This window comes from Spirochaetota bacterium, assembly GCA_035477215.1.
GTDB lineage: Bacteria > Spirochaetota > UBA4802 > UBA4802 > UBA5368 > MVZN01.
Genome location: DATIKU010000034.1, coordinates 103,697 through 128,763, shown reverse-complemented (window position 1 = coordinate 128,763; position 25,067 = coordinate 103,697). Strand labels below are relative to the sequence as shown.

Annotated in this window: 19 protein-coding genes and 1 tRNA gene; 7 read left to right on the top strand and 13 right to left on the bottom strand. The window is 55.7% G+C overall.

The genetic code is table 11. The features are described 5' to 3' along the window. Position 1: 1 nt before the first annotated feature. Positions 2 to 1,561, bottom strand: a complete 1,560-nt coding sequence (locus VLM75_08170; GenBank protein HSV96893.1) for a TolC family protein — start codon at positions 1,559 to 1,561, stop codon at positions 2 to 4. Further along, positions 1,554 to 2,279 carry a TetR/AcrR family transcriptional regulator gene (locus tag VLM75_08165; protein HSV96892.1) on the bottom strand — a complete coding sequence of 242 codons (726 nt, stop codon included), beginning with the start codon at positions 2,277 to 2,279 and terminating at the stop codon, positions 1,554 to 1,556. Before VLM75_08165 ends, VLM75_08170 begins: the two co-directional genes overlap by 8 nt. Before the next feature lie 819 nt (positions 2,280 to 3,098). Between VLM75_08165 and VLM75_08160 the strand changes: the two genes are divergently transcribed. The 4 genes from VLM75_08160 (at position 3,099) to VLM75_08145 (ending at position 6,693) form a co-directional block, all read left to right on the top strand. Next, positions 3,099 to 3,242 carry a hypothetical protein gene (locus VLM75_08160; protein ID HSV96891.1) on the top strand — a complete coding sequence of 48 codons (144 nt, stop codon included), beginning with the start codon at positions 3,099 to 3,101 and terminating at the stop codon, positions 3,240 to 3,242. Positions 3,243 to 3,303: 61 nt separating this feature from the next. Beyond that, entirely contained in the window at positions 3,304 to 4,689 is a 1,386-nt protein-coding gene (locus VLM75_08155) for a glycosyltransferase (protein ID HSV96890.1), read from the top strand. A 330-nt stretch (positions 4,690 to 5,019) separates the two neighbouring features. Beyond that, entirely contained in the window at positions 5,020 to 5,772 is a 753-nt protein-coding gene (locus VLM75_08150) for a M23 family metallopeptidase (GenBank protein HSV96889.1), read from the top strand. Positions 5,773 to 5,802: 30 nt separating this feature from the next. Continuing rightward, entirely contained in the window at positions 5,803 to 6,693 is an 891-nt protein-coding gene (locus VLM75_08145) for a PHP domain-containing protein (GenBank protein ID HSV96888.1), read from the top strand. 58 nt (positions 6,694 to 6,751) lie between these two features. Here the strand turns inward: VLM75_08145 and VLM75_08140 are convergent, their stop codons facing one another. After that, positions 6,752 to 7,663: a hypothetical protein gene (locus tag VLM75_08140; protein ID HSV96887.1), complete on the bottom strand. Its 912-nt coding sequence runs from the start codon at positions 7,661 to 7,663 to the stop codon at positions 6,752 to 6,754. Positions 7,664 to 8,341: 678 nt separating this feature from the next. Between VLM75_08140 and VLM75_08135 the strand changes: the two genes are divergently transcribed. Continuing rightward, positions 8,342 to 9,100: an FCD domain-containing protein gene (locus tag VLM75_08135; GenBank protein ID HSV96886.1), complete on the top strand. Its 759-nt coding sequence runs from the start codon at positions 8,342 to 8,344 to the stop codon at positions 9,098 to 9,100. Positions 9,101 to 9,126: 26 nt separating this feature from the next. Here VLM75_08135 and VLM75_08130 read toward each other — a convergent pair whose 3' ends face one another. Genes VLM75_08130 through VLM75_08120 form a run of 3 tightly spaced genes read right to left on the bottom strand, consistent with a single transcriptional unit; the run spans position 9,127 to position 13,899 of the window. Further along, the gene (locus VLM75_08130; protein ID HSV96885.1) at positions 9,127 to 11,295 is read right to left on the bottom strand and encodes an FAD-dependent oxidoreductase; all 2,169 of its coding nucleotides are present in this window, start codon (positions 11,293 to 11,295) and stop codon (positions 9,127 to 9,129) included. Between the two features lie 16 nt (positions 11,296 to 11,311). Further along, positions 11,312 to 12,835, bottom strand: a complete 1,524-nt coding sequence (locus VLM75_08125) for a glutamate synthase-related protein (GenBank protein HSV96884.1) — start codon at positions 12,833 to 12,835, stop codon at positions 11,312 to 11,314. Next, positions 12,835 to 13,899 carry a glutamine amidotransferase family protein gene (locus tag VLM75_08120; GenBank protein ID HSV96883.1) on the bottom strand — a complete coding sequence of 355 codons (1,065 nt, stop codon included), beginning with the start codon at positions 13,897 to 13,899 and terminating at the stop codon, positions 12,835 to 12,837. The genes VLM75_08125 and VLM75_08120 overlap by 1 nt, the downstream gene beginning before the upstream one ends. A 287-nt stretch (positions 13,900 to 14,186) precedes the next feature. Here VLM75_08120 and VLM75_08115 point away from each other — a divergent pair, with 287 nt between their 5' ends. Both VLM75_08115 and VLM75_08110 read left to right on the top strand, forming a co-directional pair. Continuing rightward, entirely contained in the window at positions 14,187 to 15,167 is a 981-nt protein-coding gene (locus VLM75_08115) for an FAD-dependent oxidoreductase (GenBank protein ID HSV96882.1), read from the top strand. Between the two features lie 21 nt (positions 15,168 to 15,188). Beyond that, positions 15,189 to 15,830 (top strand): thioredoxin family protein, encoded by a 642-nt coding sequence (locus VLM75_08110; protein ID HSV96881.1) that lies wholly within the window; start codon positions 15,189 to 15,191, stop codon positions 15,828 to 15,830. 15 nt (positions 15,831 to 15,845) lie between these two features. On the opposite strand, the gene VLM75_08105 is transcribed toward VLM75_08110, so the two are convergent. The 7 genes from VLM75_08105 to VLM75_08075 form a co-directional block, all read right to left on the bottom strand. Next, positions 15,846 to 16,649 carry a 50S ribosomal protein L11 methyltransferase gene (locus VLM75_08105; protein ID HSV96880.1) on the bottom strand — a complete coding sequence of 268 codons (804 nt, stop codon included), beginning with the start codon at positions 16,647 to 16,649 and terminating at the stop codon, positions 15,846 to 15,848. Between the two features lie 92 nt (positions 16,650 to 16,741). After that, positions 16,742 to 16,825, bottom strand: a tRNA-Leu gene (locus VLM75_08100). Between the two features lie 46 nt (positions 16,826 to 16,871). Next, on the bottom strand, positions 16,872 to 18,131 hold the full coding sequence (gene lysA / locus VLM75_08095; protein HSV96879.1) for a diaminopimelate decarboxylase: 1,260 nt from the start codon (positions 18,129 to 18,131) through the stop codon (positions 16,872 to 16,874). After that, on the bottom strand, positions 18,128 to 20,842 hold the full coding sequence (gene greA / locus VLM75_08090) for a transcription elongation factor GreA (protein ID HSV96878.1): 2,715 nt from the start codon (positions 20,840 to 20,842) through the stop codon (positions 18,128 to 18,130). Before greA ends, lysA begins: the two co-directional genes overlap by 4 nt. 428 nt (positions 20,843 to 21,270) lie before the next feature. Further along, on the bottom strand, positions 21,271 to 22,128 hold the full coding sequence (locus VLM75_08085) for a flagellar filament outer layer protein FlaA (GenBank protein HSV96877.1): 858 nt from the start codon (positions 22,126 to 22,128) through the stop codon (positions 21,271 to 21,273). 35 nt (positions 22,129 to 22,163) lie between these two features. Continuing rightward, the gene (locus VLM75_08080; GenBank protein ID HSV96876.1) at positions 22,164 to 22,907 is read right to left on the bottom strand and encodes a flagellar filament outer layer protein FlaA; all 744 of its coding nucleotides are present in this window, start codon (positions 22,905 to 22,907) and stop codon (positions 22,164 to 22,166) included. A 381-nt stretch (positions 22,908 to 23,288) separates the two neighbouring features. After that, entirely contained in the window at positions 23,289 to 24,995 is a 1,707-nt protein-coding gene (locus VLM75_08075; protein ID HSV96875.1) for an acyl-CoA dehydrogenase, read from the bottom strand. Positions 24,996 to 25,067: the final 72 nt, after the last annotated feature.

Below are 25,067 nucleotides of genomic sequence, written 5' to 3'. Positions count from 1 at the left end.
ATTACTCCTTGCCGACCCGAATATACTTTTCGACATCCACGTTGTACCGGTCGAATATCTCGTTTTTGGCGAGGTCGAAACCGAGCAGCGTCACGTTGTACTGCACCAGCGCCTCGAGCTCGCCCTGGCGCGCCTGCACCAGCGCGTCGAGCGCGAACTTTACGTTCACCGCGGTCGCCTTGCCCTGCCTGAAGCGCGCCAGCAGCCGCTGATAATATAACTCGGACTCGCTGCGCGCCGTACGCGCCTTGCCCAGCGACGAATGCAGAAGCCTGACCCGCTCGAGCGAATTCAGCACGTCGTCGCGAACCTCGAGCTTTGTCCTGTCAAGGTCGATCGCGGCCTGGCGGCGCCTGAGCTCGGCGTTGCGGAGGTTGACTTTCAACTCGCGGTCGTCGAGCGGATACGTAAGCTTCGCTCGCGCCTCCCAGGATGGATACTTCGCCGAGGCCGTGTCGCGCATGGCCGGGCTGTAATTTTCATCCTGGCCGAGCGTGTTGAGCCCCATGCTTATGACGAGCGAGGGGAGCGCGTTGTTCTTATGATAACCGAGCTCCCGGTCGGCGTTCTCAAGCATCAGGCGGGCGTTCCGGTAATCCACGCGCTTTTCGAAGGCGGTCTTCACCGCCGCGTCCTCGTCGAGCGCGGGGAGCGCGTCCACGAGGTCTGTTACGCCCTCGACCTTCGTGTCCGCCGGCATGTTCATGGTCCGCACCAGCTTGCGCACAGCCTCACGGTGGCGCTGGGCGGCCGCATCGAGCCCGGCCTCACTCGATGCCACCAGGGCGTTGTACTGGTTGAGATCGTACAGCTCGCCGAGTCCGTAGCGCGCGTTACGCGCGATGATGTCGCGCACCTGCCGCGCCGATTCAAGCTCGAGGCGGGCGTTTTCCACAGCCGATTTCTGCACGGTGATCGTCCAGTAATCGATTAGCGTTGAGACCACAAGGCCCGAGAGCTCGTTAATGATCGCGGCGCGCTGCATCTGCGCGGCGCTGTTAAGCATCTCCTTCTGCAGGCGGTCGCCGCGCCCGAAGGCGTTGCGGAGCAGCTCCTGCTGCAGGCTCACGAAGAGGGACGGTTTATGGTAGGCGGGCGTTTTCTCGATACCGAACGCAGGTACGCCGGGATCGTTGGCGTCGAAGAACACCTCTTTCACCCCGGCCGAAATGGTCGTACCGCTCGAAAAGAGTTTCGAGATCGAAGCCGACGCGTCATACTGGTACTGCCTGTCTCCGGTGAACGCCGACATGCCGGTGGGCGGCGATTTCTGGTTTGCGTACCCGCCCTCAAGGTTCAGCGAGGGGGAAAATTTACCGCTGAAACGCTCGTAGTCGCTATCGCTCATAATCACGTTGTACTTCGCCGACTGCAACGTAAGATTGTTCCGGAGCACGAGGTCTATCGCCCGCTCCAGCGTAATGACGTGTCCGGCGATGGTGATCGTCGCCGTTTTCTCGGCGCCCGTTGCGGACATTTCCTCGCCGCTGACCGGGAGCGCGCCCCCCGGAAGGAGGCAGATAATACCTAATACGGCCCCAATCCTTAATTGTTTATGCACGGATTTCTCCTCTTCTATCGGAATTGGTCTTCTCTACGATATCTTTCAGCACCTCCATCTCCTTTTCGGGGATGGAGGGGATGACATGGCCTCTCCCCGACCGACAAAGCGCCTTGAAGGTATGGTTGACAAGGAACGAAAACACCCGGTCCCTGTAACCTTGCCCGTATATGCGCTCAAACCACGGGGTGCCCTCCCAGTTCTCGCGGTCGCCATAATTGATGACGAACGAGATGAGGCTGAGCACGAAGAGCATGGGATTTTCGCACTCGAATTCGCCCGAGCGTATCCCCTCCTCGATGGTGTTCTCGATGCGCTCCATCCGCGGGATGAAATACCGCGCCACGATCTCCCTGATATGGCGGTGCCCCTGCGCCAGCTCGATCGCGATGATGCGGTTGAAATCGCGGTCGTACTCCTGAAGATGCGTGTGCACGAGAAAATAGAGCACCATGTACAGTCGCTGTGAAGGGGTCAGGGCCTCGAAAGCGGCCTCGTTCTTGAATTCGGGCTCCCTATCCACACCGAGGATGAGGTGCAGAACGCGGACATATAGCTGCTCCTTGTTCTCGAAATAATAATGGATAAGGGCTTGATTCACCCCGGCCCGCCGTGCGATGGAGCTCATCCGCGCTCCATCGTATCCCCGTTCGGCAAATTCCTTTTTGGCGGCCTGGAGTATGCGCTCCCGCGTCTGGATCTGATCGGTGTTTAACATCACGTTAACCCGTTCTTTATATATTTGGCTCCGGAAGGCCCGTAAATCCGCCCAGCCTGTGCCTTTATTATACGACGGCACCAACCCGCCGGACTGGCGTACTGTCCGGCCCGGAACATCTATCCGATCTTCAATCGATGGAGGGTCTGACAGGCGGCAATGATTAACCAAGCGATTAAATTGATCGGTTAATTAACGACGATTCTCTTTTTTGTCAATAAAAAAACATCTAAAAACATACAATAGTATTAACCTTTTGACCGAAAATGATCATTCCGGTACCAGTTAACGTGTCGATTGTACTATTTCAATCCCTTCTGGAACGACCTGGCCCTTTTTCTCGCGGGAATGCCACAGACCCCTGAAAGCCCGTTGCGCCAGGCGGTGTTGAGTCCGCAGTGCGCCCGCAACGTCGAAACCATGAACGGGTTCTGGGACATTGTCCGGATATGCTTTTTCGGAACGGAATATCGTGTCGGTTGATCCGATTCCTCCTGTACAGAGTTACCAAAACACATAACGAAGGCTTGTAACCCATTGTTACGCTTGTTTTGGAAGAGAATCCCCGCATTCATTCCGCCGCCCGGACAGCCTAAACACGAAAAGCCACCGCTCTCAGGACAAGGTGCCCTCCGGCAACATGTCCGAACTGTTGCATATATGATACAATGTTATTAATAAAAGACCACAAACAGGGGCGAAGTCCATCCTCTGCCGCACTACCGCTTATAACCCCTGGAAATACGAGGGGTTACAACGAGCTTTAAAAATACAACTGGCACGCATTATGCTTAATAGTATGACAGAGGAGGAATTACAATGAAATTCTCGGCACTTGAAATCTTCTTTATATTCTGGCTCTCGGCATTCCTCTGGGTGCTGGTTGAATACTTCTATCAGCGCATCAGCAAACGCGAGAAAAGTCAACTCAATCTCGAATCCCTCGAGAAGGATCGCGGCTGAGGCGCGTTCCCGACGGTCCGATTCGACACATTAAAATGAACACCATAACAGGACCACGATCATGCTTTTGAATAAAATCGGCGCCGCATTCTCCAGAATTTCCGGGGGGTCCGGCGGAAGAAATAAATCCATCGAAACGGGCCAGGGGGTCGCCTCGCTCTTCTTTTCCATGCCTTTCTTTTCGCCGGTGAAATACCTTTTTCTCGACGAGCAGAAGGGCCTTTCGCCTCTGGCCGGCGCGTATCCCGGCGGTGAACTCGACCATGAAAAGCGCATCCTCTGGTTCACCGACACCATAAACGACCTCAACGGGCCTTCGGTAACGCTGAAGAAGCTCGGCTGGCTCGCGCACGAAAAGAAGCTTAAACTCAAACTGGTCTCCTCCCTGCTCGAAGAGGAAATAACCGACGAGCTTCCGCCCAACTTCGTCAACCTGCCGTTCCTTTACGCGTTCAAACTGCCGTACTACGACAAGTACACGCTGAAGATCCCGGCGCTGATTCGCGCGCTCAAGCTCATTCGAAGCTGCAAGCCCGATGAGATATTCATCTCGACACCGGGGCCGGTGGGTCTTTTCGGACTGATGGCGGCGAACATCCTGCGCGTAAAAAAGGTCGGCATCTATCATACCGACTTCTACCTGCAATCCAAGGCGGTCGTGGGTAACGGCATCATCCCCTATATCCTCGAGCGGCTGATGATATGGTTTTACAACTCGATGGACGAGATCCACGTGCCCACGCACGAATACATGGACATTATCGAATCGCGCGGCTACGACCGCTCCAAAATGAGGATATTCCGCCGCGGCCTCGATTGTGACTTTTTCTCGATGAAGGACACCGGCAAAACCGTGCTCATGGAGCGCTTCGGCATCCGCGACGGCGTCACGATCCTCTTTACGGGCAGGATGTCGAAGGATAAAAACCTCGACCTGCTCCTGGAGGCCTACAAGAGGCTCGCCGCCAAAAGGGAAAACGTCAACCTGCTCCTGGTCGGCGACGGTCCATACATCGAGACCATTAAAAAGACCATGCGCGGCTACGACAGGGTCGTTTTTGCCGGCAAACTCGAACAATCGGTACTTCCCGACGTCTACGCCGGTTCCGATATGTTCGTGTTTCCCAGCATCGCCGACACCTTCGGCATGTCGGTCCTCGAGGCGCAGGCCTGCGGACTGCCGGCCGTGGTATCGGAAGCGGGGGGGCCGCAGGAGATAATCATTCGAAACGAGACCGGCCTGGTCGCCTCATCAACCGACGTGACCGAATGGGTCCGGGCGATCGAATACATCATCGACCTTATGGAAAACGACCTCGAGGGCTATATCGACATGCGGGAAAAATCCCGAAGGAACGTGCTGGCAAACTATAACTGGAATGCCGTACTCGCCGGACTCATGGGAATACGGCCCGCGGCGAAAGAACGGGAAATTCACATAGCCTGACGCCCCATTCGCGAAAGCGCCGCCCGACTCCGGCAGGCGCGATTTCGCGAAACGCATTCCGGCGGCTTCACCCGCCGATTTGAGCGCTTGCCAAAGGCCCCTCCAGGGGCCTTTTTTCATCGTTCATGCCGGTCGCGGAAATCATTTTTTTTATTGACACCTTTGCTCCCGCTGATAGAAAGAAAATGGCGTTTCAGGGGCACGGCGGCGCTCTACAGATAAATTATGCCGCCATCCTGGGAAGGGATAGTCGCCGGTTCGGCGATTACATCGAAAGAGTCAACCGTTTTAGTCAGGCCCTGCAGAAAGCGTAAGCTTTCGAGTTTGAATGTGAAAGAGCGAGTAATGAGGAGAGGCGTCATTTGCGTTATTATTTTTCTGTTCTGCTTTGGAATTGCCGGCGCGCGCGAAAAGGTCTTTATCGATAATGCCGAGATTCAGGAATACAGGGGACGGCTTGGAAAGTGGACGATGATGAGCTCCAACGGCACGCTCGTACAGATTGCCCGTGAATTCGGCACCACCGTCGACGAAGTCCACGCCATCAATGAAAATCCCGCCCGCAAGATGTCCCATGGCACCTATGTCTTTGTTCCCTTTTCCGAAGGCCATATCGAGAAACTGTCAGCCAGGGGGGTCACCCGCTCGGCAATTGAGACCTCCGACGATAAATTCATCTGGCCCATTGATGATGTCAAAAACGTATCGTCAGTCCTGGGACTGCGGGGCGGACGCTTTCACTCCGGCATGGACATTCCCGCGCGGAGGGGGGAGCCGGTGAGCGCGTCGATGGAAGGCCGCGTGGTGTGCTCAATCTATCTTGCAGGCTTCGGAAACACCATCGACATCGAGCACAGGAACAGCTTTATCACGAGATACTCGCACCTTTCGGCCCTTTTTGTAAAAAAAGGTGATTTCGTCAAAAAGGGACAAATAGTCGGCCTGGTCGGGAGCACGGGGGTTTCGACCGGCAACCATCTTCACTTTGAGATCCGGTGCAACGACATCCCGCTCGATCCGCTCGACTTCCTCCCGACAAACGACGGATTAAAACTCCTTCATACCATTAAAAACTGGAAATAGGCCGGGCGCTTCGCCGCGCCCGCGGTACCGATGAAGACCATCGATCTTCATATGCATTCCCGCTACAGCGAGGACGGCGATCACTCCGTCGATGAGCTGTTCTCAATCGCCCGCGCGGCGGGCCTTCATGCGATTTCCATAACCGACCACGATTCGCTCGAGTCAATCGCCGACTGCGCGGACGCGTCGGAACGGTACGGCGTCGAGTACGCGCCGGGCGTCGAAGTAACCACGGTTTTCCCCGTTGACGGCTCGCAGCAGCATATTCTGGGTTATTATATCGACGAAACCAACGAGCGGCTCAACTCTGCGCTGGAAAAGATCCACGCCTGCCGCGTCACCGTCGCCAAAAACCGCATAAAAGCCCTCCATGCGATAGGCTTCGCACTCGATGAAGACTGGGTATGGAAAATCGCGGAAGGGCGCGCGCCGACCGCAACCGCCATCATGCGTGCGGTTCTTGAAAACTGGAACAACGCTTCCGACCCGCGTCTTGACGATTACATCACAGGAGACAAGGCGGACAATCGACTGTTCCATTTCTACCGCGAATACCTGCTCGAGGGGAAACCCGCTTATGTGCCGTTCGAATCCATATCGACCGCCGAAGGAATAGAGGCGATAAAAAGCGCGGGCGGCGTTCCGGTCCTCGCACATCCCAAATTCGTGCGCGAAAAGGAATGGCTCGATATAATTCGCGAATACGGCATCCTGGGCATCGAGGCAGTTTCAAGCTATCACGAGCCGGAAGATATCGAGTTTTATCTTTCGTATGCGCGGAAGACCGGCCTTCTGGTGACCGCCGGCTCCGACTTCCACGGCCCCACCACCAAGCCCCGCGTGGCGATGGGAGGGATAGAGGGCAACGACTACCGCCTCCTCGAGGAACTCAGGAAAGCGGCGGGCATTCGGGCCGGCTAAAACGCCAAGAGCGGGTTTTCGACCCCGCTCTGCTGATTGCATATACCGGTATTTGACTTTACTTTTTGGTATCGGAAGCCCTGACGGCCGCGTCGAGGTTGAATTGCCGTATGATATCCGAATCCTTGGGGAAGGTCTGAATGATGTTTTTCTCCTCGTCCGGCGTGCCGTAGTACGCCTCGTGAGCGAGCTTTCCTATAATCCCCTTGATTTCCTCGTCGGTATTGTTTAAAATGAGGATGATATTGGGGCCCGACTTGTATCCCCAGTGGAACCCGTCTGGAATGCTCACGGTAAATGTTTCGGTTACGCCGTCCCCGTCCGCGTCGATGGCATAGTACAGTCTTTCATCAATGGTCTTCCCGATAACGTAGGTGGCATACTTCGTCTGTTCATTAGGAGCGCCGATATATATCGGCGCCTGAAGGGGGATGCGCTCAACGACAAGGCCTGACTCGGCCCTGTCGTTCATCAATTGCCTGAACGTCGCGATGTGCTTATTGAGAAACGCGTTACGGACCGAGATATAAAACGGCCCGAACTGCTTGGAGACGAATTCCTCTCCGAAATTCTTCATGAGTTCGATGCGGCGCTCGGTGATGCGGATATAATCCGGCTTGTCGTTGATTTTATTGACCCAGACATCCCCTAAGATAGCGCTCTGCTTTTCGATAATTAACTGTTGCGCACGCACGATCCGGGGATCATCGAATCCGTCTTTAAGAAGATACATCTTCCTGTCTTTTATTATCAAAAGGCTCGCGAGCGAATCATCTCTTCCCAGATTCGGCGCGGTCTGAAACTGCTGATAGGCAATCCTGTCTTCGGTAAAGCGGGAGATCGTCTCAACCTCGATCGGAATATAGTCGATGCTCCTTCCCAAATAAGCGTAGACCGGCAGCGCCGCCAAAGCGACAAAGAACAGCATCACCATTGCGATCGCCCGTCCGCTTCTCATCCTCGTCATCATGCACCCACCTCCATGTCGCCCTCGATGATGTGTTCCGGGGAATGACGCGTCACTCCTTTACGCATCATTCAGTCTCATCAAAACCCGAGAGTATTTTATTACCGGCAATCGCTTTTGTCAAATATTTTCTTCTTTATATTATTTTTGTACGGAATCGACTGTGCTGCCAATTTCGGCGACTTTAGCCTGTCCGGCGCCCAGATGGGAGGTCCGATGGGCCACACACATACTATAATATTTTTAGTTGACATAATTGCATATATATAGTATTACACAATTACAATACGCATTGCCGTCGCACAATCGGAACGTCCCGTGCCCGTCATACAATCGATCGGACCGGAAAATAAAGAGCGATATTCCGATTTGCGCGTCCGGTATCCGGAGCATTCCAAGCGTGCGGGCCGCTTTCGCGGCCGATCACGGGAGAAGCGTAAAGAAAAAGGGGCTTCCCGCGCGCCCGAACAAAGGTATTCAAAAGAATTGACTCGTTTATTTTGTTTTTGTTGTATATTGTACAGATTGAGATATATTATACCGTATTATAAAGGATCGGACCTGTCGCTTAACCGTTGCACTAATTTTGTAATAATATATTTTTCAACAAAGTTGCGGAATATTTCGGATGCCGGACGCGTCTGAGCTGATCCGTATAAAAAAAGTCCGACGGAGAGCGCGATGGAAAAACGAGCGAAAAGCGTTGATATCACGATAAACCGGATTGAAAAAGCCCCGGATATACCCAGCATGGTCGTAACCCAGGTGGTGGAGCTTATCACGACCGGGGTCCTTAAGCCCGGAGACAGGCTTCCATCCGAACTCGAAATGACCAGGCGTTTCGGCATCAGCAGGATATCGCTCAGGGAAGCGATGAAACTACTGGAGGCCAAGGGCTTCATAGAATCACAGGGCAGGAAGGGGAAATACGTCAAATCGGTCGTGGACAACGCGCTCCGCTCTCCCATCGAGGGCATGATTCTCGTCGACCACAGAAAGATCTGGGAACTCCTGACCGTGCGCAGGATCATCGATTCCGAGGCGGCCGCACTCGCCGCGGAAACCGCCACGGAAAAACAGATAAAAAAGCTCTACGCGTTCAAGGACCGGGCCGACGCCATGGGAATCGACAAAATCATTCTGACCAAGGAGGGGGGGAAGCTGTACGGCGAGTTTTACAACGATCTGTACGACGCCACCAACAACACCATCTTCTCCCACATGCTCAAGGCCATATCGTCTATCATCAGGGGGGTCCTTCCCTACAGCCGCGAGAAGCTCAGCAAGGTAAAGGGGAGCTCGCGCGCCCTGTACGAACATCATGTGAAGATCATCGAGGCGATCGAAGCCCGCGACGGGGTGACCGCCAAAAAGCTCATCATCCTGCATGTTAATTATCTTGAGAAGAGCCTTCGAAAGGTGATCAAACAGGACACCTGAAGGGGTGCCATCCCGCGCCCCTTTTCCTATCCCTCGTTCTCCATCGTATCCCGTGCGAAATCGGCGACATCATCGCCCTGAATCGCCCCCCTGGGACAGACATTGACACAGGTGAAACAGCCTGTGCACAGCACCGAATCGATGGTGAATATCTCGCCGTTGCGCGAAAGCGCCCGCTGCGGACACGCATCGACGCATTTATCGCAAAAGACGCAGGTTCCGCAGCTTATGCAGCGGTCGAGCTCGCGCGATTCACTTCCGAAATAGGCCGCCTGGATCCTCCTCCGAGGAACGAGATGCCGCTCCGGATAAACGAAGGGCTTCTCGGCGCAGGCAGCATGCATCTGCATGGCGGCGAGCCGGCCGCTCCCGATGGCGTCCGTGACGAGTCCCGGCTTTAACAAATCGCCGCATGCGTATATCGCGACATCGCTTGTCCTGAACGATTTGTCCGATGTGATAACATATCCTCTGTCATCGCGCATCACCGACTCCGGCAGGTACGAGGATTCGGGCAACTCGCCGATGCTGAAAATCACAACGTCCGCCCTGAGGTCGGTCCCGTCCTTGAAATAGACGCGACGCTCGTCAAGCCGGTCGATGTGGCGGGGCCACAGTATTCCGGTGCCGAGCTTTCGCGCCATGTCCAGCTCTTTGCCGAAGGCCAGGGGCTTCTGAACATCGATCGCCGTTACTCGTTTAGCCCCAAGGCGCCACGCCTCGCACGCAATATCCATTCCCACATTGCCCGCGCCGATAACGACCAGTTCCCTGCCATGCAGATCCATACTTCTGCCCTCGTTTATATCGACGAGGAACTTCAGGCCCGAAAGAATCCGCTCACCCCCGGCGAAGGGGATCGTTTTCGATATATGAGCGCCGGTGGCGGCGAGCACCAGGTCGTTCGCCCCGCGGATTTTCCCGAAAGCCGCCGCGTCGACCGCCTGTTTAAGGTGGAACTTTATGGGCAGGGACCTGATTCGCCGTATGTCCTTCTCGAGCGTTTCGTCCGAAAGGCGCTCGCGCGGTATCGCCTTGCGAAGCTTGCCGCCCAGGTCGTCCGCGGCGTCGTATACCGAAACCGCGTACCCGCGCCGGGCGAGCTGCCACGCCGCCGAAAGGCCCGCCGGCCCCGCGCCTATTAACGCGACGCTTTCTTTACGGCGCGTTTTCGCCCGGAGGGGGTTGAAATCGGGATAGAACTCCCGCGCCAGTTTCTGAATCTCGAGAGGACCGTCGATCATCGCCCTGCTGCACGACTGCATGCAGGGTGCGGGACACACGGTAGCGCAGACCGACATTCTGAAAGGAGTGAACTCGTCCATGAGCGTCTGCGCCTCACGCAGCTTCCCATCCCTGATCAGGTTGAAATAAACCGGCGTCGGAATCATCGCCGGACAGCTGTAGGTGCACGGAGGCGTCAGGTTGAGGTGCCGGGGCGTGTCGGTACGAATATTGATACCCGGGGTGTACAACTTTTCAAACGGCCGGTGGCCTTTATGGGTAATCTTTACGAATTCACCGTAAATGCTTTCGGGCAGCTCGATCGTGAGGTCCTCGGAAAACTCGCCGAGCGCGCTTTGAAGAAACGTCATATCTTCGGCGTCGATATCGGCGAAGACGGCGCCGGGGCCGAGCTGGTAGGGCTCTACGACTCCGCGGATAAAGATGGCCCCTCCATGTATACCGGTGCCCACGCTGTGCCCTACCGGGGAGCCTTTGCGGTTTTCGAGGTTCAGTACGATGATCTTTCCGCCGGCCATGTATTCGCCGCAGTAGTCCTTCGTCGTCCCACCGATAACCAGGCAGGGCACCTGCTCGAGGTATTCCTTCATGTGTATGCCGGCCCGATACTCAACGTCTCCCTTGATGAACACCTTGCCGCCGCGCATCGAGTGGCCCGGTATTTCGCCGGCCTTGCCGTGCACAACTATCTTTCCCGCGTTCATGGTATTGGCGGTGCCGTCCTGCGCGTTGCCGAATACGACGATCTCCGGGCCGTTCATGAACGCGCCGAGGTCCTGCCCGGGCGTTCCGTGGATGAGTATCCGCGCCTTCGCGTTCAGCCCCCCTCCGATGTAACGCTGGCCGAGCACGTTGTTGATCAACACCTCCCGCTCGCCGCGCGCAAGAACCTCGCGAACGTGCCGGTTGAGCATTCTGTAATAAATTCCGTTGGCGTCCAGGCTTACCATAGCTTATTGACTCCTCTTATGCGCCCGCGTGTTTTATTCCGAGGATGGACATCTCCCCTGCCGTCAGGCCCACCGCCCGAAGCCGGTCGCGGTTTCCACGAAGGGCCTCGATGGTGCTGATTCCCATCGATCCCATAAGCTCCTTGATCTCCTCCGCCCAGGCATGCAGCAGGTTCTCGAGGGCCTCGGTCGCTCCATCAACATCAATGCGCTCGGCCAGCCCCGGCCTGTTGGTGGTGATGCCGTAGGCGCACTTGCCGCTGAAGCAGCGCTGGCAGACGCCGCAGCCGAGCGCGATAAGTACCGGTGTCCCGACATACACCGCATCGGCCCCCAGGCAGATCGCCTTCAGCACATCCGAGGAACACTGTATTCCCCCCGAGGCGACCAAGCTTACCGTCTGTCGTATGCCCTCCTCGCGCAGGCGCTGGTCCGCCGCCGCAATGGCAAGCTCCAGCGGTATCCCCGTGTTCTGGCGGATCTGGAGGGGCGTGGCCCCGCTTCCCCCGCGGAAACCGTCGATCGTAATGATGTCGGCGCCCGCGCGGGCGATTCCGCTGGCGATAGGGGCGACGTTATGCACCGCTGCTATCTTCACCGAAACTGGCACCCGGTACTCGACCGCCTCCTTGATGGCGAAGATGAGTTGCCTGAGGTCCTCGATCGAATAGATGTCGTGGTGCGGGGCCGGCGAAAGCGCGTCGCTTCCCACCGGGATCATCCGTGTCTCCGATATCTCTCCGGAAACCTTCTCGCCCGGCAGGTGCCCGCCGATCCCCGGCTTGGCGCCCTGGCCGATCTTGATCTCGACGGCCGCGGCCGAGTTCAGATAGTCCTCCGATACGCCGAACCGCCCGGAGGCGACCTGAACTATTGTATTGGCCCCGTATCCGCGAAGCGATTTATGGAATCCGCCCTCTCCGGTGTTCCAGAAAGTGCCGATTGACCGAGTGGCCCGCGCCTCGGCCTCGTGGACACGGAGATTGAGCGCCCCGAAGCTCATCGCGCCGAACATGATCGGCACCTCCAGCTTCAACTGCGGACCCATGTCCTCGCCGAAACGTTCCGCCTTTCTGCCAAGATAGGTTCGAATCTCCATCGGTTCGCGAAGCGGGTCGATCGACGGATTGGTTACCTGACAGGCATCGAACATCATATGATCGAAATAACGCCTCTGCGGACCGGTGGCCCCGTTACCGACCAGGAGCACACCACCGCGCGCGCCCGACTGCCGCCAGATGGCGTTAACGTAATCCGGCGTCCAGTAATTATGACTTGTGTGCATCGGCTGGCAGGCGATATGAATGGCGTTGCGCGGGCACATCTTCACGCAGCGCTGGCAGGCGCCGCACGAACTGAGGTTGGCCCATGGACGCTGTCGCACCTGGCCGTCCGGCCCCTTCACCGGCTTGAGGCCGATCTCGCCGAACGAACACTCGTGCGCGCATATGGCGCATCCGTTTTCGTAATCACAACGCTCCAGGTCGAACTCGGGATGAAACGGCGGTATGACCTTCCAGTTGTTGTTCATGTCGGCCATCAGGCGACCTCCTTGCCCTCTTCCCGCTGCAGATCGATGATGACCGGCTCGCCGCCGCGCGGCGACCAGATCTCATCGACCTCCGGCGAAAGAAGCCTGATGCTGCACTCCTCAGACGAGGCGTAAAAGGTGTTACCGCTCTTCGCACATACCACGGGCCGCAGCTTGTTCCTGTCGTTGAGCACAATGGCCCCCCGCTCGTGCGTGAGCACGATGCCGAACGGTCCGTTCACCACGGCCGGTCCATATATCTGTCGCAGGGTCTTCTTCTTGCCGTCATTCTCGCGCTCTATCTCCTCCCACAGCGAGGGCGCCATAACATAGCAGGCGTCACGCATTGAGAGGTGGTCCTTTCTTGTAAGCTTGTCGTAAATATAGCTTATCACTTCGGTGTCGGTCTGAAGCAGGCAGAAGTAGCCGTACATCTCGAGCCAGCGCACATTCGTCCCGTAGCTCGTTATCTCCCCGTTGTGCACCACCGCCTTGTCGAGGATGGTGAAGGGATGGGCGCCCCCCCACCAGCCCGGCGTATTGGTGGGGAAGCGGTTATGCGCGGTCCATGCGTAGGCCTCATAGTCCTCAATCCTGAAATAATCGGCGATGTCCTCCGGGTACCCGACCCCTTTGAACACCCCCATGTTCTTGCCGGACGAAACGACGAAGGCCCCGCCCATGCGGTTTATGTTCATGACTATTTCGACCACGCAGTCCTCTTCGGTCTGGTCCGCGTTGATCTGTTCCTCGAGGATTTTCACGAAATATCGCTTGAAATGAGGACCGCGCGGGATCCGCTCGTTCGGGTACACGGGTATTTCCTCCGACTGGTAGACCCTGGTCTTCCTCTCCAGGTAGCTTTCGACCTGGCCGATCACCGGATTGTGCCGGTTACCCTCGTACATCATATGGAAGGCATATTTATCCCGGTTCTCCGGGTAAATGCCGTAGGCCGAAAAACCCCCGCCCAGCCCGTTGCCCCGCTCCCGCTGTATTCGTATCGCCTCGCGGATATGGCTTCCGTCAATCTTTCTTTTATCGGTGTTGATTATTCCCACTATGCCGCACATATGGCGCTCCTTGTATAGCCGCGCTTAACTATCACGGTGATATGTTAGTGTAAGTAAAGATACCCTCGCTCTGGCGCGGTTCAATTCAAAATTGCCGCTAATTGTTACGGGTAGGTAAATTTTGGTCCGGTCGCTTTCGAATGTATAGCCGCACTAAAGCCGTCATTACCCGCGGCAATCGCTTCTTGACAGCACCCGCGTAATCCTGTAACATAATTCTGCGGTGCGGCCGGACCCCCTCCGGAGGCCCTGCCCGCCGCCATCACCCGGAAGGAGTGTCCGTTGTCATGGAATTCAAGCTGAGTATCGGCACATCCGGGACCGACGACAGGGTGGTCCCGATGAAGGAGGACGTGTTATACGACGTTATAATAATAGGCGGCGGGCCCGCGGCGCTGACGGCCGCCGTTTACTGCATGCGCAAGGGGGTCTCCACGGGGCTGATCACCATGGACTTCGGGGGCCAGCTCTCCGACACCTCCACCGTCGAGAACTACATGGGCTACAACTACATCACCGGCGTCGACCTCGCCTCGAAATTCAGAGAGCAGGTGCGACAGTTCGAAATCGCCGTTGTCGAGGGCAAAAAAGCCGATTCGATCGAGGACGGCAGGGTAAAAACGATACGGATCGAGGACGGAAGCGCCTTCAGGGCCCGCACGCTCATCATCACCACCGGCAAGAGCTGGAGGCGGCTTGGCGTTCCCGGCGAAGCCGAACTCACCGGCAAGGGCGTGGCATACTGCGCCATCTGCGACGCCCCGCTCTTCGCCGGCAAGCGGGTCGTCGTAGTGGGCGGTGGCAACTCGGGAATAGAGTCCGCGATAGATCTCGCCAAGATCTCCGAACACGTCACCGTCATCCAGCTCCTCTCCGAACTCACCGCCGACAAAATCCTTGTGGATGCGTTTTCAGCCTTTGCCAACACAACGGTCATGTACGAACACGAGGTCGTTGAAATAAAGGGGGAGCTCCGGGTGGAGAACGTCGTGGTTAAAAGCCGGGCGACAGGCGCCGTCAGCGAACTGAACGCGCAGGGCATATTTATTGAGATCGGCCTTATCCCCAATAACGCACTGGTCAAAGACCTGCTCGAGCTGAACGAATTCGGTGAAATCAACGTGGATTGCGCCTGCCGTACCAGCCGCCCGGGGATATTCGCCGCCGGAGACGTAAGCTCGGTTCCCTTCAAGCAGATTATCATCGCGGCGGGGGAGGGCGCCAAGGCGGCGCTTTCCGCCTGCGAATACGTGCTAAGAGAATCATAACGACAGAATGGAGGATGAAGTATGGCAATCTTCGATGACAAAGTAAGGAAGCAGATAGGCGATATCCTGGCGAAGCTTGCCGACCGGGTCAACCTGCTTTATTTCACGCAGGAAATGGAGTGCGGCATCTGCAAGGAGACCCACGAATTCTTAAACGAGTTCACATCGCTCAGCGACAAGATCGGACTGGTCGTGTTTGATTTCGTAAAGGACCGCGACAAGGCCGCCTACTATAGGATTGACAAGATACCCGCGATCGTTCTGCTGGATAAAAACGACAACGACACCGGCGTGCGCTTTTTCGGCCTACCCGGCGGTTACGAAATCAATTCGTTCATCCAGAGCATCTTCGAGGTTTCCGGTCAAAAAGAAGCACTCCCCGCGAAGGAGGCCGAAGCGATAAAGAAAATAGCCAGGGACGTTCACATCCAGGTCTTTATCTCGCTCACCTGCCCGTATTGCCCCGCCGCGGTCAGCGTGGCGCATCGCATCGCGCTCGAAAGCCCCAGGATACGCGCGGACATGGTGGACGCGGGAACCTTCCCCCAGCTCGCGGTAAAGTACAACGTCAGTTCCGTCCCGAAGACCGTAATCAACGAGACCATCGAGATCATCGGGGCCGAGCCGGTCGAAAAGCTCATCGAGGTCGTGGTAAAGGCCTGATAATAATGCGCCGGCTCAGCGCGTCAGAAGATATCCCATCCAGCCATCGAGGAGCGCGATATCCCTGAACCTCAGACCGCTGTCGATAATGCGCTCCTCGACCTCCGCGGCGCGCGCTTTTACAATGCCGCTGGCGATCATGACACCGCCGGGGCGCACGAGCGGAGTGAGCACGCCAAGGCAGGCGATCATAACGTCCGAGATGAGATTGGCGAGCACGATATCGTACTCCCCACCGAATCTCACCGCCAGAAGATCTCCCTGCCGCACAGTGACGCGGACGCAGTCGTTGAGGCGGACATTTCTCCGGGCGTTTTCCGCGGCCGCACCGTGCAGCTCCACCGCGTCGATCAATCCCGCGCCCAGTTTTTCCGCGGCGATGGAGAGGATACCGGTACCCGCCCCGGCGTCGAGAACGGAAAGCATGGCGCGCTCGTCAGCGGTGAAAGAGTCCGCATGCTCCGCGAGAAAACGCAGGCACAGCGACGTGCTGGGGTGCCTGCCGTCGCCGAACGCGCTGAACGGATCTATATAGATGACGGATGGAAAAGACGGTGGCGCCATGGACGCGGAGGCGAGCGGTTGGATGTAAAAGCCGGATTCAAGCTCGATGACCTCCATGCTTTCCGCATGGCAGCGCCATATACTGCCGCCGATTTCGCCGAACGGATCGCCCGCCGCACCAACGCTTTCTTCAAAATGCTCCAGGTTTTTAAACGCATCGGTGCAGTGCAAAAGCCCGCCACCATCCATTTCGCACGGGGATTCGTAATCATCAATGACGAAGCGGGATTCTCCACGTTCGGCCGGTTCGTCCATATGTCTCACAACCTGTATCTGGAACATGGGGGAGGATCACAACCTGATTTTTACGGGTTTTCTGATGTCGCCTGAAAGAGGAAAAAAACCTTTGCCGCGAGAGGGATTTGAACCCTCACAGGCGTACGCCCACCAGACCCTGAACCTGGCGCGTCTACCAATTCCGCCATCGCGGCAAGGATACATCCCTATAAATGACGCACGGTATTTGTCAATTTAATTTTACAGAGGGAGTTCGTGCGCCAGCATGTCGTCGTACGTTTCGCGTCTCCTGATAAGACGCGCACTTCCGTCGGTCCCGACCATCACCTCTGCGGGCAGACGGCGCGTGTTGTACCGGGAGGCCATCGACATGCCGTACGCGCCTGCGGACATTACGGCGAGATAGTCCCCCTGCTCCGAGCGCGTTATCTCGCGGTCCTTCGCGAAGAAATCGCCGGATTCACAGACAGGCCCCACGACATCGACGACTTCGTTCGCATCCCGGCGGACGCAGTTCTGCACGTTCTGGTACGCGGAATAGAGCGATGGCCGAATAAGATCATTCATGCCGCCGTCGGTGACAAGAAACACCTTATTGGCGCTTTGCTTCCTGTACAGAAGCCTGACCAGAAGCACCCCGTTGTTGCCGCTTATATAACGCCCCGGTTCGATGATGAGCCTTAGTTTGGCGGCCGAAACCCGCTTCTTCACCTCGCCGGCCCACTCGGCGATCGGGAAAAATTCCTCGTCCCTGTAGCGGATCCCCATTCCGCCGCCGAGATTGATGTAAGCGATATCCTTAAAGCCGCCCCTTTTCAACTCGTCGATAAGCGCGATCAGCCGCTCAAGCGACGCGATGAACGGCCGCATGTCGACGATCTGCGAGCCGATATGGCAGTGTATTCCGATCAGGCGTAGGCCCGCAAGCCCCTTTACAAAGGCGCGCCGCTCGAGAAGCTGATCGATCGCTATCCCGAACTTGTTCTCCTTTTTGCCAGTCGTGATGTAATGGTGCGTGTTCGCGTCTACGTCGGGATTCACCCGGACCGAGATATCGGCCACAACCTTCTTTGCGCGCGCAATGCCGTCAATCTTCTCCATCTCCTCGAACGATTCGCAGTTGAACATGAGGATCTTCCAGTCGATCGCCTCGGAAATCTCCTCGTCGGTCTTGCCCACGCCCGCGAACACGATCTTTCCCGGGTCGACCCCTGCGGCCCGCGCACGCCGTATCTCCCCGCCCGAGACCACGTCCATACCCGACCCCATCTCCGCCATCGTTCGAAGGATGTTGACGTTCGAATTGGACTTTATCGAATAACAGATGAGGTGCCAAACGCCCGCAAGCGCCCCATCTATTTCGCGATATCGTTCGCGAAATCCCCTCTCGCTATAGATATACAGCGGTGTTCCGTATTGCTCGCCTATTTCCCGGAGGGGCAGGCCCTCGCACATCAGCTCGTTTCCGTTGCAGGGGAAATAATCGTCGTAACTGTTCATTGCCTGTATTTCTCTATCGATAGAATTTTCAGTTTACGCGCCTCGTCGCCGATCCTCAGGTCAATGACATCCCCCGACTTCTTGCCCAGAAGCGCCATTCCGATCGGCGAGCGGTACGAGAGGATCTTTTTCTCGTAGTCCGCGTCCCAGGGGCCAAGAAGCGTGTACAGGTTCCGCTCGCCCGAGTCAATTTCCTCCACCAGGACGTTTGCGCCGACATTGACCGTCTCGATCGAGATCGAAGCCGGATTCACAACCTCGGCCTTCTTTATCTCATCCTCGAGCTTGTTTATCGCCATCTTCAATATCGCCTGCTTCTCCATTAGGGCGTTGTACTCAACGTTTTCCCGAATGTCGCCGGAAATGTCGGCCGCCCTGGCGAGCTCCCGCGAAAGCGATGTCATCTCCGATTTCACCATGCGGTTGAGCGCGTCGGTCATTTTCTGGTAACCCTCGGGAGAAGCATAGATCTTCTCCACGTCGAGCACCCATTCATCCGCGCCCTCCTTCGGCTGCGCCGCGGTATATGCCTTGAATTCCGGGTACCTTGCCTTGATGATGGCGAGAAATCTGTTTTTATGCGAGTCCTCCACATAAGGAACTCCCACCAGCATATCGTACACCTTGCCGAGGAAAGGCTCCCTGCTCTGGCCGACGACGTCTTTGAGCACGGCGCCTTCGTTGTCGAACAGGATATCAAGCGCCATGTTCTTCAGGCGGTTGCCCTTCGTCTCGATGCGCTTGAGCTCGTTCATCAACCGGAAGAAGGTAAGCAGCAGACTCTCGCGCGAGTAGTCAAGCCACTCGTAATCCCAGGCGCGCGTGGCAAGATTGCGGGCAACCCACAGAAAGATTTCGGGATACTGCTTGGCCCCGGTGATCACCCTGTCGATAAATCCGTTGATGGGATTGTACGCATGCGCGCGGATGAGGTTGTTGAAGATGTAGCGGTGTATGCGCACGGGAGTCTCGAATAATATTTCGGCGACAACGTTCGGCCAGTCCTCGCGGGCCTCTTCGATCAGATTAACCAGGTCCTTCTTATTGTCATAGGAGCTGATCTTCATCGAGATGAAGGGGAGCTCGCCGCTCTCACGCATGAAGTCGATGATTTTGGTCCTGATCGGATCGAGCTTCAGTTTCTTGGCGTCGACGAATTTCGAAAGCCCCCGCAGTATGAAGTATGAAAGGATCTGTTTGGTCGGCGTCGACTCGCGGGCCTCCCTGGTGTAATAATCGATAAAAAACTGAGCCATCGCCGCCCCCTCGTCGGGCTCGACGTTATTGACGAACTCTATGGCGACATTCATCTTCTCGCTGAACGAAAGCCCGTTTATAAACGAGTCGAGCAGCTCTTCGGCGAAAGTAACCGGCTTGTCGCGCATAAAGATGATATCCTTCTTTTTCTCGGAAACCCCGAAGCGCGGATCCTTGCGTATCTCCGTGCGGGTGCGGCTCCACCACTTCGACCAGTTCTTCGGGTCGATGAATCGCGGGCACATCTCCTTTTTAATGTCGGCCACCGTCATCTCTCCGTCATACGACTTGATGAGGGCCTCGAAAAACTGTATAAAGTCCGCTTTGAAAAGGGCCGCGAGCACATCGGGGTCTTCATAATCCATAACATAAATATGGTCGTGCTTCAGTGGCTTCATGGACTGCAGGGCCATCTGGATCGACATCCGGTGCTCGTTCTTTCCCCTGAAATCGATGACCAGATACTCGCTGTTTATGTCGACGATCTTGCCGACCCCCCACGAGCGATGGAAGGCGTAGTTCCCCTTGTCGAAAACGATGTTCTTCTCGAAGTCCTCGATGGCATGCCGTACGGGATGCTTGAAATTGTTGAACTTGGACAGCTTGAGGAATTGCTGATACTGCGAATGGTTGCCGTACTTCTTCTCGTAAAACTTTACGATATCGCGTCGCGCCGCGTTGTCCTCGGGCGTGTATTCGAGTATCTTTTTTAAAATTTCGATGGACTGGTCGGGATTTTCCTCGTCGCGATACTTGTGCAGGAGCGTTTTTAAAAGGCTCGCCGCCAGCTCGCGCTGCTTTGCCTCAACCAGCATCCGCTCGATCCTTTCAAAGAACTGTATATCCTCCCAGGAAACCGAAACCAGCTTGTTCCAGAGGTCCACAATATTGTCGTATTCACCGTTTTTAATATAGCCCTCGATCGAGAGCTTCATGTATTGAATACTCTTCGCCGGGTCGTCCTCGATGATCGCGAACGCGATCTTTTTGGAAACGTCCGCGTCGAATCGATCTATTTTCAGCAGGTTCTCCCATACGGGAATGGCCTCCCGATTGCGGCCCAGGCGTTCGAGAGCCGTCGCGAGCGCCTTGAGCGCCACCCTGTTTTCACCGTATTCCAGGATCTTCTCTGAAATGCGTTCGACCACCGCCCACTTGTGGTGATCGAGAAAGAGATCGATGAGCTTGCGAAGCTGGAACTTGTCCTCCATCCGGTCCAGGTGGTAGCCGATAAGGCCCACCAGATACGACGCGGTGATGGAATCCGGGTGCTCGACGAGGTGGCTTTTGCAAAGTTCAAGTATTTCCTGGAAAAGATTGTCCCCGACCAGGCTGTTGAACAGATCGTCGAGAATCTTGAATTTTGATATTCCAATATCTTTGGGCTCGATGCGGCCCCACAACTCTTCTTTAAAAAGGGAATTCACTTTATCCAGAAGTTTTTCTTTTTCCATAGCCTTACCCTCTGCCATGATGTAATAAGGTCACCGTGTCACCCGGAGACGGCATGCCTCTTTCCGCCGCGGACCGGTGAAGGCCGTTGCATATTCCGGTTATACGATAACTCTCGAATTGCGACGCTTTTTTTAGCGTTACGAACAGCAAATCCCCCTGACTTAGTTCACACAACCCGGGTAATTCCATGTTTCGAGCTACTGAATTATAGGGAGGGATTGATCTGAATCCGGCAGACAACCTCTCCCGCTACCCCTGTATAATTTAGGAAGGGAGACTGCCTCGGCCCGGCTAACCCTGAAATCTCGGTCACAGCGTATATCCCGGCGACTATTTTGGCAAGCACTTTATTGAGCAAAGAGGATGCCCCCTTTCCGGATCGGCACCCTCTTTGTTCGCGGCTGGCTACGTAAAAGCCGGTGTTTCGTTACTTTTTCGTCGTATCGGCGCTCCCCTTGGCCCCACCCTGAAAGGCCTTGTGAAGATTCTGCCCGTCAAAGTTCACTTCGAATACATCGGTGAGAACCTTAAGCTGGTCGAAGAACATGTACACATTTTCCGTCCCCGCATAGGGGGTCGCGCGGATGACAAGGCGCACGAGTTTCGTCACCCTGGTCTGCGGATAGGACTGTATCTCCTGCGGGACATTTTCGGGTATAAAAGCCCTAAGCGGCCTCCAACCCACAAAGTTGAGCGAGCCCATCCTTAAAATATGGACATCTCCCTTGAAGTCCTTCACCCACGCCTCGAGGGTATAGTCGTTGCCGCGTCCGTGAAACCATATCGAAACACCCTTTGCCCTTCCGGGAAGCTGGACAGCCCTTTCCTGGACCTCCGCCCCCGTGCGCGGATCATAGGTCATAACCTTTTTCGTGGGCTCGTCCCACTGTACCTCGGGCGGCGGCAGCAGGTGCACCGAGTTGAAACCGGGATACTTGAACCTGAAATGGACGCCCAGGGCCTGTTTCTTCTCCATTCCCTTCTTATCCTGGGACCATTTCTCCTCGATCAGGTCGGAGGGGCCGCCCTCTATATATCTAAGCTCGAGCACCGGTACCGGATTCTTTTTCTCATCGGCGTTCTTTTTCGGCACCGAATCAATGATCCAGTCGGTCTGCTGCTCGAAGTCCTCTACGACGAGGGCCCGAAGCTCCCTCTCGCTGAGGTCGGCGGGGACATTGGTATTCAGTCTGGAACTGGCCCGGTCGGGAGCGAGGACCCCGGCGACCACGACCGCGATGCCGCACACAAGGGCGGGAATCAGTTTATTATATTCAATTTTCATTGCATGCCTCCGTTGATAGTATACCCTGCTCTCGTTTACCACGTATCCCTTATGAAGGTATCGCCGGTAAATTCGGAGAGGTCGGTAATCACCCTGAAGTTGTCCAGGTAGAAATAAAACGTCCCCGGAACCTCGAAATTATCGCTCTCTACGAAGAACGAAACGAAGTGCAGGTTTTTATCAAGCATGGCATAGCTTGCAGACTGCGGCAACCAGCCTGGAATGACGACCGAAAGCTCTTTCCATCCCCAGAAATCCAGCCTGCCGATCTTGATCTTGTACAGCCTTCCCCTGAAATCGCGAAGCTTTACAAACAAGGTATGGCGGAACTTTCTCCCCAGCGCCCATACCTTGATCTCCTTGGCCTTGCCGCGGATTATGTATTCATTGGGGGGAAGCACCTCGACGCGATCGAAACCCCGATCCATAAAATAGGTTTTTACACCCAGTACGAATTCATTTTTATGGGTTATTCCATTATCGTCGGTGATCTCGTTGGGAAACTCAATGGGATTGCCGTTATCGTCCACCGGACGGGGCTTTCCCGGTATTTTACGTATCTTCGTGTCGCCCAGCGGGGAGGTGGCCGTCGCCCTCCAGTCTTCCGCCGCCTCGAAATCATTCAGCCAGTCCTCGATAAGACCGGTCTGCTGTTTTTTCTCCGGCGCCGTGCTCTTGGCCTCCTCCTGCGCCTGCAGGGTTATATTGCCGCTCCCAACAAGGAGAATCAAACACCCCATCAGAAACGCCAATATAATCGACTTGACCTCCCTCTTCATTTTTAACTCCTTTTAAAAATGATTTTTGCGCTAACATAATGTCTTCGAGCAAGGCCCGCTGTCCGCCAGAAAACGAGTCCACCCCCTCCGACGGAGGCTTCGCTGCTTAGCATCACTTTCATTTTCTTGCCGAGAGGCACCTTATACGTAGTACTTGTAATATAATCGGAAAAAAAAGTAAAGAAATTTAATTAAAAACACTTCAAAGGCCGTCATCAGGGAATTATTGTACAAAAATATGCCGGCCTGTCAAGAGATTAATGAAACCGCACCCGGCCCCCATCCCCTCTCCCATCCGCGGCCCGGCCCTGAGAATGGGAGGCCGGATGCCGCAGCGGGACGACTTATGTCGCGTAACCGCCGCGGCACCCCGGCTTTTCGCTACTGATTCATCTGGTACTGTCCCTTCATGGCATAGACATATTTCTCCCAGACGGCATTGAAACTTGTCTGGTCCTGGGAGGGCTTGCGGAGCATCTTGAGAATCAGCTCGCTCTGGATATCGCTGTTATCCTGGCCCGTATAGAGCCTCAGCGCATAGGCCGAGAAATCGCGAACGATAAAATTGAAAATCTCGTCGATTATGACGTCATCCACCCCGTAGATCTTCTTGTTTTCGCATATGAGCTGTGCATAGGGAATAAGCGTGAAAAGCTCCCCGACCTGGAGCATATAATCCATGTTTTTGCTCTGCTTTTCATCGGGAGTGCCCTTGGCCAGGAAGCCCTTAAAAGCGTCGATCTGCTCTCTGAAGATGCCGAGGTTCGCGCTCTTGATACCGTCGAAGGATGCCTGGTAATCGTGGAATGTGATCTTCGACAGGCCCGCGGTCGCTCCCTGGTTGAACAGATAGGCGTCATTCGTCTGGTCGTTTCTTTTGGCCACCTCTGGGTATTCGGCCGGCGCAAAGAGAAAATTCTTCATAAACTTGGCGACCAGCGCGATGTTGACGTGAGTGGTTCCCTCAAGCTTCGGGAGCATGCCGATATCGCGTATCGCCATTTCGAAATAGGTGTCCTGCTCGAAGCCCCTGGCGGCCGTGACCTCGTGCAGCAGACCCACCACCCTCTCGCCCTCCATTGTGACCTTCATCTTCTGGATGGGATTGTACAATAGATACCGGCGGTCCTTCTCGCCGGCGGTGCGCATGTAGTCGCAAGCCCTCAGGCCGAAAAGTCTCATCGCCGAAAGGCGCGCATAGGCCTCGGTAAATATCTTTTTGACGTGCGGGAAGTCGGTCACAAACTTGCCGTAAAGGTTCCGGTTGGCCGCGTGGTCCATCGCCTCGTAAAAGGCGTGGGTGCAGATGCCGATCGACGCCCAGCCAAGCTGGTATTTGCCCACGTTTACCGTATTGAGCGAGGAGTCCCAGCCAAGCTGGCCGCGCGCGAGGATGTCGGCCTCGGTTATGGGGTAATCGTGCAGGGCGAACTCGGCCACATAGGCCTGCCGCACGCCCGAGGTGCTGATCTTTTTGACGCATTCGTAATTGGGATGTTTTGAATCGACCGCGAAAAAGACATATTCTCCGGTATCCGCCATCTTGGCGAAGACCGAGACCAGTGCCGCCTCGTTGCCGTTGCCGATATAGTACTTGTCCCCACGGGCCACATACGTTCCGTCGCCTTTGGGATAGAGCATCATGTCCGTGCCGTAGATGTCCGCACCGTGCTCCTTCTCCGAAAGTCCGAAAGCGAAAATTCCGCCGTCTTTAAGGAGCTTCGCCGCCCTGTGCTTCATCTCCTCGTTGGCGCCCATCCAGATCGGGCCGAGGCCGAGGATGGAAACCTGCCAAGTATACCAGTAACAGAGGCCGTAGAAGCCGAGAATTTCGTTCATTTTGGCGATACGCCACATGTCCCAGCGCGAGTCGCTCTCTCCATAGCCCGAGGGAGTGAGCAGGGTGGCGAAGACCTTTTCCTTTTTTACGAACTCGAGGAAATCATCGTACCAGACGCTCGACTGGTCGTCCTCCTTGATTTTCTTCAGGCCCTTTTTCTCGAAAAAATCGATCGTCTTTAATAAAATGTCCCTGGTTTCAGGGTCGACGTCGGCACCGTCATATTTCTTTGGGTTAAATAGAATCATGGCTACCTCGCAATTTTTAACTTAAGGGGGAACTATCTCAAATCACTGTAGCGGGCGCGCCCCCCGTGTCAA

Coding starts and splice junctions, on each gene's coding strand:
- VLM75_08165 (HSV96892.1), bottom strand. CDS start 2,279: ATGTTAAACACCGATCAGATCCAGACGCGGGAGCGCATACTCCAGGCC.
- VLM75_08160 (HSV96891.1), top strand. CDS start 3,099: ATGAAATTCTCGGCACTTGAAATCTTCTTTATATTCTGGCTCTCGGCA.
- VLM75_08155 (HSV96890.1), top strand. CDS start 3,304: ATGCTTTTGAATAAAATCGGCGCCGCATTCTCCAGAATTTCCGGGGGG.
- VLM75_08145 (HSV96888.1), top strand. CDS start 5,803: ATGAAGACCATCGATCTTCATATGCATTCCCGCTACAGCGAGGACGGC.
- VLM75_08140 (HSV96887.1), bottom strand. CDS start 7,663: ATGATGACGAGGATGAGAAGCGGACGGGCGATCGCAATGGTGATGCTG.
- VLM75_08135 (HSV96886.1), top strand. CDS start 8,342: ATGGAAAAACGAGCGAAAAGCGTTGATATCACGATAAACCGGATTGAA.
- VLM75_08130 (HSV96885.1), bottom strand. CDS start 11,295: ATGGTAAGCCTGGACGCCAACGGAATTTATTACAGAATGCTCAACCGG.
- VLM75_08125 (HSV96884.1), bottom strand. CDS start 12,835: ATGGCCGACATGAACAACAACTGGAAGGTCATACCGCCGTTTCATCCC.
- VLM75_08120 (HSV96883.1), bottom strand. CDS start 13,899: ATGTGCGGCATAGTGGGAATAATCAACACCGATAAAAGAAAGATTGAC.
- VLM75_08115 (HSV96882.1), top strand. CDS start 14,187: ATGGAATTCAAGCTGAGTATCGGCACATCCGGGACCGACGACAGGGTG.
- VLM75_08110 (HSV96881.1), top strand. CDS start 15,189: ATGGCAATCTTCGATGACAAAGTAAGGAAGCAGATAGGCGATATCCTG.
- VLM75_08105 (HSV96880.1), bottom strand. CDS start 16,649: ATGGACGAACCGGCCGAACGTGGAGAATCCCGCTTCGTCATTGATGAT.
- lysA (HSV96879.1), bottom strand. CDS start 18,131: ATGAACAGTTACGACGATTATTTCCCCTGCAACGGAAACGAGCTGATG.
- greA (HSV96878.1), bottom strand. CDS start 20,842: ATGGAAAAAGAAAAACTTCTGGATAAAGTGAATTCCCTTTTTAAAGAA.
- VLM75_08085 (HSV96877.1), bottom strand. CDS start 22,128: ATGAAAATTGAATATAATAAACTGATTCCCGCCCTTGTGTGCGGCATC.
- VLM75_08080 (HSV96876.1), bottom strand. CDS start 22,907: ATGAAGAGGGAGGTCAAGTCGATTATATTGGCGTTTCTGATGGGGTGT.
- VLM75_08075 (HSV96875.1), bottom strand. CDS start 24,995: ATGATTCTATTTAACCCAAAGAAATATGACGGTGCCGACGTCGACCCT.